Origin of the sequence: Pedobacter petrophilus, from assembly GCF_009674725.1 — a bacterium.
Classification (GTDB): domain Bacteria; phylum Bacteroidota; class Bacteroidia; order Sphingobacteriales; family Sphingobacteriaceae; genus Pedobacter; species Pedobacter petrophilus.
In genome coordinates, this window is sequence record NZ_WKKH01000088.1 from 1 (window position 1) to 7,267 (window position 7,267).

Consider the following 7,267-nt stretch of genomic DNA (forward strand, 5'->3'; position numbering starts at 1 on the left):
TTCAGAGCCAGAGTGAAACCTAAAGTAACTAAAAATCAAAAAGATGCAATATAAAAATCCTTAACTTAATGACATTGCGCGTGCGCTAGCGGAGGACTTTATTCCTAAAACATACAATACCGATACGTAATAACCGTACCGTTGAAAGACAGGTCGGCAAATATAGAGCCAGAACAAGACCTAAAGTAACTAAAAACCAAAGAGATGCAATATGAAATCTATTAACTTAATGACATTGCGCGTGCGCTAGCGGAGTGAGAAGATCAATCCTTAATTTTAAAAGCCTGGGATCTAAACTTTGCTACAAAAATTTTGGCTTCATCCATATTGGATGGGTAATTCACGTATTGATGGTTTTCATAGATGTGCTGGTAGAAAAAACCATTTTCAATGAGGTACATGGTCAAATTCCAATTTTTAAGATCATCTTTTTTAGGCGGTCTGAATCTGTATGGCATTAAAATACCTTTAGCTCCACATTGTGGACAAGTTAAATTAATTTCTTCAGTAATATCCCTGCCGTAAATGCTGTATGCTTTCTTACACTCTAGGCAGACTTTCTTATGTCCCATATTTTGGTTGTTGCTTTTAGACTAAAATATAAATTCAAATGGATTAGTATTCCAATTGTTGTTACTTATTTATTTCCAAACATGGATAGGATGCACTAACGAGGTAGTTAATGATTTTTAACTTGTTCCCAGTAGGTAACACTTAATTTATTCAGTTCCTCGAGAGATAGCATCAATTCAGCTTCATCATAAATTGTTATGTTTTCTACTTCCAATACTAAAACCCCGCCAAAATATGGAAGATCTTTCGATCTTTGATTACATTCAATATGTACTTTGTCTCGCAAGATTTTAGCTGAAAGAATTTCTAATTCACCTGCGAATATATCTTTATATTGAGTGAGTTTAACGTTTGTTTGACCAATGTCCAACCAAGGCATCAGTTCGAGGGTTTTTATCCCCACTAAATTGATGAAGAAGAAACTAAATTTGGATTTCTTAACTCTGCCAAATACTTACATGACACCTTTAAAGTTAATATTTGTTGATTAGTCCACCATTGTTCGATTGAACCATCATGCATGATATTAAATATATCAGAGATTTTTTCTAATGTTTTCAAAGAGTACCTAAATATAACTCAAGTTAGAAAAAATATTGGAATGATATAAATGTTGAGTAGTGTTCATGGTGGCCTGCGCAGACGATAATGTGCAGCGTTTATGTTATGATACTAGCACATTTTCAATATTATTTTTCATATACGGAATGCCTGCGCCCGCACGGGTCATATCTATTTAAGTTTTTAAACATTCATATAAAGTAAGTACCTTGACAATCTAAATCAATTCTCATGTCATACAAACATTGCCCTAATTGCCAAAAGAAAATGGATGGTCTTTTAACATCTAGATACATTCTAAGCGAATCAACAAAAGAAGTTATTAATTCATTTCACTCTCCACAATCTGAAGCATATTGCAATGATTGCGGCATTCCAATTATATCACAAAAAAGAATCGAAGTTAATTTTGAGAAGGGAAATTTAATGATTGGTATAGAAAAGCTAATTGGTTATATGCCTATAATTACAATACATAACCCTATCAAATGGGAGTATAAAGTGTTAGAAATAGTTAGTGCTCAATCTGTATCAGGTACTGGATTTCTTTCTGAACTCTCGGGATCATGGGCTGATTTTACGGGAGGTCAATCAGCGACAATGGCTAATAAAATCTCATCCGGTGAGGGAATCTGCAAGAAAAAATTACGCCTAGAATGTGCTTTAATGGGAGGTAATGCTATTATCGGTACTGATATAGATTATTCCGAAGTTGGGGGAGGTAAAGGAATGCTAATGGTCTGCATGTCAGGAACTGCAATTAAACTCGCGCTTGAGAACGACAACTTCGCCGATAAACGTAACATTCTAACATTACTTAGCGATAAGGTCGGGGAATTGAACTCACTACCTAGCCTAGAATTCGGGGATTATTATAAGTAAATTGAAGATTAAAGTATTCTGCCTTCTCCCCTCCTAAATTCCCAAACTTACCACCTAATCCATTCCATTTTATTAGTTTTGAAGCTTACATCAAAGCCCCTTTAAAATCAAACAAGATATGAATCATTGGTTAGTCAAGTCAGAACCTTTTAAATACAGCTGGGAAAAATTTAATGAAGATGGCCGTACCTTTTGGGATGGTGTTCGGAATTATCAGGCTCGGAATAACCTCAGAGAGATGAAGGAAGGCGATTTGGTGCTTTTTTACCACAGCAATGAAGGTAAAAACGTGGTGGGTGTGGCTAAAGTGGTAAAAGAATCTTACCAGGATCCAACTACGGAGGATCAGAATTGGGTGGTGGTTGATTTATCGCCGGTAGAAGCGCTGAAAAACCCGGTTAGTTTAGCGCAAATTAAAGCAGAACCTAGCCTGGCCGATATTTCTCTGATTCGCCAGGGCCGTTTATCTGTGATGCCGTTGAAAGCAGAAGAATTTGATAAAATTTTAGAAATGGGAAGTTAATTTGCGTAATTTCATAAGGTAAGGTTCAATAAGGTGAATCTATTACCAGCGCTATGAAGTTAATTCTATTTGCTTTCCTTTTATTGGGTTTCATTGCCAGTGCGCAGGCACAGCAGGTTAAGCCCTATATTTCCATTGTAAAAACGGAAACAGGGGTTAAGAAAGGCCTGCTATATAAGGTAGATTCTGCGGCTTTGATCATGATCATCGATGGGAATTTCCTTACCATTCATAGCGATCAGATTCAATCGGTAAAAATCAGAACGCCCAAAAAGCCAGCCGGAATTATTCAGTTTCTGAAATACGATCCCTGGAGTAAAGACAATTACGAAAAGCAGCCTAATGGCGCAGTGGTACGCAAGTGGGGAGAAAAAGACCCAACTTTGGAAGAAGAAATTGCCGGGCATGTGGCGGCTACCATACTTAATGTTACCGGGAATATTCTAGCAACGCCTATTCAATCTATCAATCCCAGTATTGCCAGCTACAAAATTAAAGGCGATGCCGCCAGGTACGCCGCTTACCAAACGGAACTGAGTTATTTCTCTATAGATTATCAAAAAAATCCAGAACTGGCTGCTGCCTTATTATTAAAAGCGAAGCAACATACTGCCAGTTTTAAGCCGTAGGTATTTCCTCGTTTGTAGTTTTGCTCAGCGTAATGCCAAGCGTCATCACCATACTGGTACCCAATACCACCAGGAATAAAAAAGAGGTTCCCACCTCTGGGATTTTTAGCGAGGCCGGCAGGTTAAAATAGAGCAAAATACTAATTAAACCTCTTGGGGCAATATATCCGATTGGCTTAAGCGATCCTTTTTTGAAAACCTTGAGGAAGAAAAATCTAATGGCGTAAATGGTAATCAAAATGAAAAAACCGTTTGCCAGTACGGGTTTGTCGTTCAGTTCGTTTATATTCATTGTAAAACCAAATATCACGAAGAAAAAGGTGCGCAAAATAAAGGCACTTTCTGCCGAGAGCTGATAAAGCTGGGAGAGATCTGCTGTCAGGTTTTTATACAAAAATACCCCTCTAAACCAGGCGTTCTGAATGGTATCTGCATTGTTGAGGAATAATCCTGTGCTCAGAATTAAAACGAGTGATGATAAATGGTAAGATTGGCCTATCGCATAAACGAGGATGAGGATCGAAATAATCAGGAAAAACTTAATGTGGTGCACCAGTTTACCCATTACATACAGCAACACCACGCAGGCAATTGCCGATAAAAAGATAATCAGAGAGGTACTCAGGCCCAGGCCAATAAAGGCCGAAGTGGTGATGGAATGGTTGGTGATGGCGAAATTAAAAAGGATAATCCCAAGGATATCGGAGAATGAAGATTCATAGATTACAAATTCGCGGTCTTGCTTGCCCAATGCTGCTGCAGATGGGATAGCAATGGCCGAACTGATTACGCTAAATGGAATTGCATTGGCAATACAGGTGTATAAATTTTGATGCGTAATCTGATAAATAATGAGGGTGATAATGGTAGCTGTTCCGAGCAGAATGGTTAAGGCAGAGAAAAAAGCACTCTTAATGATTTTATTTTTATTGCGATCATATTTAAGTTCTAGCGAGCCTTCGAAAACAATTAAGATTAAGCCCACAGTACCCAGCGTAGGCAGGATAGTAAGGAAATTGATGGTTTGTATGTGGAGGTAATCGACCAGGAAACGCAAGCCAATGCCAAGCAGCAGCAGCAGTAAAACTGATGGAATTTTGGTTTTACTGGCGACTAAATCAAACAGATAAGAGAAGATAACCAGTCCGCTTAAAATAATAAGAATCGTGTATGTAGTCATATTTTACGCGGATGATAAGCTGCTAAAATAGAACAAACAGTTTAAGCCAGAAGATGTTTTATGTAAAATTTACGCTTTAAAAAACAGCGCTTTAAGCTCGCTGGCGTCATCAGCCTTCATTTTTCCACCTAAAACCAAACGCAATTGCCTGCGGCGTAAAGCGCCTTCAAAAAGCTCAATCTCTTCTGGTGTTTCGGGGATTAGTTCGGGTACCGGAATGGTTCTGCCACTTGGATCCAGCGCCACGAAAGTATAGTAAGCTTCGTTGCTTTTCTGGCGGGTGCTACTCGGAATATTTTCAGCCCAAACATCCAAACGGACTTCTACAGAGGTGTTAAAAGCCCGCGTTACTTTGGCCTCAATGGTAATCACATCTCCTAATTTAATGGGGTGTTTGAACGATACGTTATCTACGGATGCGGTAACCACAATCCGGTTGCAGTGTTTTTGAGCTGAAATGGCAGCGGCGATATCCATCCAATGCAGCAGTCTACCGCCCATCAGGTTGTTCAGCGTATTGGTGTCGTTCGGTAACACCAGCTCATTCATTATTGTAAAACTCTCTTTGGCAAACTTATTTTTCAAACTCATCATCAAAAGCAAAAGTAATGAAAAAGCTTGAAGTAAGAGGGGGGGTGGAAGAGGTTAGAGAGGTAGAAAGGGTTAGTATTGTTTAGGGGGTTAGTGTGGGTTAGGAGTTAGCGGCGACTTTGGACTGAAGACTATTGACTTTAGACTTAGTGGTTTAGTATTGGTTAGGGGAATAGACTTTTGACTTTTGACTTTGGACTTTGGACTTTTGACTGACGACTGAAGACTCTTCCCAACCCCTTTTCAACAAACAAACGTATATTTGCCGCCAGTAATACAATTCCACAAATGCAAAATCAAACGCTTATCCAATATTTCCATTGGTACTATAACGAAGAACAAAATTTATGGATTAAGGTAAAAGAAGAGGCTTCTTATCTGAAAGAGATCGGCGTAACAGGTGTTTGGTTGCCCCCTGCTTATAAAGCCAGCACCGGTGATTATTCTGTAGGTTACGATATTTATGATCTTTTTGATTTAGGCGAATTTGACCAAAAGGGTAGCGTGAATACTAAATATGGATCAAAGCAGGAATATCTGGATGCGATTAAGGCTTTGCAAAACCTTGGCATGGCAACCCTGGCAGATATTGTTTTTAACCATAAAACGGGTGCTGATGAGGTAGAAAAGGTGAAAGTGAGAACGGTAAATCCGGAAGACCGGAATGAATTTACCAGTGATGTTTTTGAAATCGAGGCCTGGACAAAATTTACTTTCCCCAATAGAAAAGGAAAATATTCGTCGTTTATCTGGGATCATCAATGTTTTAGCGGGGTAGATTGGGCAGAAGATACCAAGCAAACAGCAATTTATTCTATTCAGAATTTTGTTGGCGAAGGTTTTGAAGAGGTTCCTTCTACAGAACTTGGAAATTATGATTACCTGATGTTTAGCGATATCGACTTCCGCAACCGTGCCGTAGTGGAGGAATTGAAATACTGGGGAGAATGGGTGGTAGATACTACGAATATTGATGGCTTTCGGTTAGATGCCGTGAAACACATCAATCCCGATTTTATTAAAGAATGGATTGAGCACCTGGAAAGCAAATATAATAAGCCGTTTTTTATCGTAGCGGAAGATTGGAATGTAGAAAACTTCGAATCGCAAGTGGAATATATTGAGTTAATGGAAGGACGAACGCAAATTTTCGATTCTTTATTGCACCATAATTTATTCCTGGCCAGTAAAGAGGGGAATGAATATGATATGCGGACGATTTTCGAAAACACACTGGTGGCAGTTAAACCAGAATTAGCGGTTACTTTTGTGGATAATCATGATTCGCAGCCATTACAGGCATTGGAAAGTTATGTCGATTTCTGGTTCAGGCCCATTGCTTATGCCTTGATCCTGTTGCGTCTCCAGGGCATCCCTTGTTTATTCTTCCCTGATTTATACGGTGGAATTTATGATGATAAAGACCAGGAGGGCGATGAAGTGCACATTGAACTGGCCATTTTACCTGAGGTGGAAACAATGAGTAAAATCAGGGCTGCCTTTGCTTATGGTGAACAACGCGATTATTTTGACCATGGAAACTGCATGGGCTGGACCCGCGCCGGAGACGACGAACATGAAAATAGTGGCATCGCGGTAGTGCTCAGCAATAGTGAAGAGGGCTACAAAACCATGGAAATTGGTGCGCCATTCGCTGGTAAAACTTTTATCGATGCCTTAGGCCACAGACCGCAGGAGATTGTTATTGATGAAAAAGGCTGGGCAGAATTTCATTGCAATGCCGGAAGCGTATCGGTTTGGATTTTGAAAGTGAATTGATTTTCGCAATGACGGGTTTTTGGGGATTTTTCTTTTAGCGTCGGCTAAAGCCAGACGCTATGAAAAGGATCCGAAAGCTTTACAATTGCGAGGAGGCACGACGAAGCAAGCTCCATTTGGAAACTCGCAAGATAGATTGCTTCAGCTCACACAGGCCCGCTTCGCAATGACGGGTTTTCGGGTTAGTATCGTTTCAGAAATATCGTCCTTGCGAGGCGGCTTTTTCAGCCGGCGAAGCAATCTCTTTAGCCAAAACCTGCGAAAAAGATTGCTTCAGCAAATGAAGGATTTGCTTCGCAATGACGATTTTTCGGGTTAGTATCGTTTCAGAAGTATCGTCCTTGCGAGGCGGCTTTTTCAGCCGGCGAAGCAATCTGTTTAGCCAAAACCTGTGAGAAAGATTGCTTCAGCAAATGAAGGATTTGCTTCGCAATGACGATTTTTCGCATAAGGAATAGGTCCTGAATCAGGTTCAGGATGAACTGTGTTTAAATCCAAATAATAATTAAAATTTTTCCAAATAATATTTTGTTTTAGGAAGGTTGTAAC

At 39.6% G+C, this 7,267-nt stretch carries 8 protein-coding genes; 4 read left to right on the plus strand and 4 right to left on the minus strand.

All coding sequences use genetic code 11. From position 1 onward, the window contains the following. Nucleotides 1-263 precede the first annotated feature (263 nt). Together GJU39_RS22760 and GJU39_RS22765 are read right to left on the minus strand one after the other, a co-directional pair. Nucleotides 264-572 (minus strand): hypothetical protein, encoded by a 309-nt coding sequence (locus GJU39_RS22760; RefSeq protein WP_154283293.1) that lies wholly within the window; start codon nucleotides 570-572, stop codon nucleotides 264-266. Between the two features lie 107 nt (nucleotides 573-679). Next, the gene (locus tag GJU39_RS22765; RefSeq protein WP_154283294.1) at nucleotides 680-952 is read right to left on the minus strand and encodes a hypothetical protein; all 273 of its coding nucleotides are present in this window, start codon (nucleotides 950-952) and stop codon (nucleotides 680-682) included. Between the two features lie 413 nt (nucleotides 953-1,365). On the opposite strand from GJU39_RS22765, the gene GJU39_RS22770 reads away from it, so the two are divergent. The 3 genes from GJU39_RS22770 (at nucleotide 1,366) to GJU39_RS22780 (ending at nucleotide 3,168) form a co-directional block, all read left to right on the plus strand. Continuing rightward, nucleotides 1,366-2,016 carry a heavy metal-binding domain-containing protein gene (locus tag GJU39_RS22770; RefSeq protein WP_209437722.1) on the plus strand — a complete coding sequence of 217 codons (651 nt, stop codon included), beginning with the start codon at nucleotides 1,366-1,368 and terminating at the stop codon, nucleotides 2,014-2,016. A 118-nt stretch (nucleotides 2,017-2,134) separates the two neighbouring features. Then, the gene (locus GJU39_RS22775) at nucleotides 2,135-2,539 is read left to right on the plus strand and encodes an EVE domain-containing protein (RefSeq protein ID WP_154283295.1); all 405 of its coding nucleotides are present in this window, start codon (nucleotides 2,135-2,137) and stop codon (nucleotides 2,537-2,539) included. Nucleotides 2,540-2,592: 53 nt separating this feature from the next. Continuing rightward, nucleotides 2,593-3,168: a hypothetical protein gene (locus tag GJU39_RS22780; protein WP_154283296.1), complete on the plus strand. Its 576-nt coding sequence runs from the start codon at nucleotides 2,593-2,595 to the stop codon at nucleotides 3,166-3,168. Here GJU39_RS22780 and GJU39_RS22785 read toward each other — a convergent pair. After that, complete coding sequence (locus GJU39_RS22785) at nucleotides 3,158-4,348, minus strand: cation:proton antiporter domain-containing protein (RefSeq protein WP_154283297.1); 1,191 nt, start codon at nucleotides 4,346-4,348, stop codon at nucleotides 3,158-3,160. The genes GJU39_RS22780 and GJU39_RS22785 overlap by 11 nt on opposite strands. Before the next feature lie 69 nt (nucleotides 4,349-4,417). Then, the gene (locus tag GJU39_RS22790; protein ID WP_154283300.1) at nucleotides 4,418-4,939 is read right to left on the minus strand and encodes an acyl-CoA thioesterase; all 522 of its coding nucleotides are present in this window, start codon (nucleotides 4,937-4,939) and stop codon (nucleotides 4,418-4,420) included. Nucleotides 4,940-5,227: 288 nt separating this feature from the next. Between GJU39_RS22790 and GJU39_RS22795 the strand changes: the two genes are divergently transcribed. After that, complete coding sequence (locus GJU39_RS22795) at nucleotides 5,228-6,718, plus strand: alpha-amylase (RefSeq protein ID WP_154283298.1); 1,491 nt, start codon at nucleotides 5,228-5,230, stop codon at nucleotides 6,716-6,718. Nucleotides 6,719-7,267 lie beyond the last annotated feature (549 nt).

Bases quoted from the DNA above. Each gene is read 5' to 3' on its own strand.
- GJU39_RS22760 (WP_154283293.1), bottom strand. From the start codon at position 572: ATGGGACATAAGAAAGTCTGCCTAGAGTGTAAGAAAGCATACAGCATT.
- GJU39_RS22765 (WP_154283294.1), bottom strand. From the start codon at position 952: ATGCCTTGGTTGGACATTGGTCAAACAAACGTTAAACTCACTCAATAT.
- GJU39_RS22770 (WP_209437722.1), top strand. From the start codon at position 1,366: ATGTCATACAAACATTGCCCTAATTGCCAAAAGAAAATGGATGGTCTT.
- GJU39_RS22775 (WP_154283295.1), top strand. From the start codon at position 2,135: ATGAATCATTGGTTAGTCAAGTCAGAACCTTTTAAATACAGCTGGGAA.
- GJU39_RS22780 (WP_154283296.1), top strand. From the start codon at position 2,593: ATGAAGTTAATTCTATTTGCTTTCCTTTTATTGGGTTTCATTGCCAGT.
- GJU39_RS22785 (WP_154283297.1), bottom strand. From the start codon at position 4,348: ATGACTACATACACGATTCTTATTATTTTAAGCGGACTGGTTATCTTC.
- GJU39_RS22790 (WP_154283300.1), bottom strand. From the start codon at position 4,939: ATGAGTTTGAAAAATAAGTTTGCCAAAGAGAGTTTTACAATAATGAAT.
- GJU39_RS22795 (WP_154283298.1), top strand. From the start codon at position 5,228: ATGCAAAATCAAACGCTTATCCAATATTTCCATTGGTACTATAACGAA.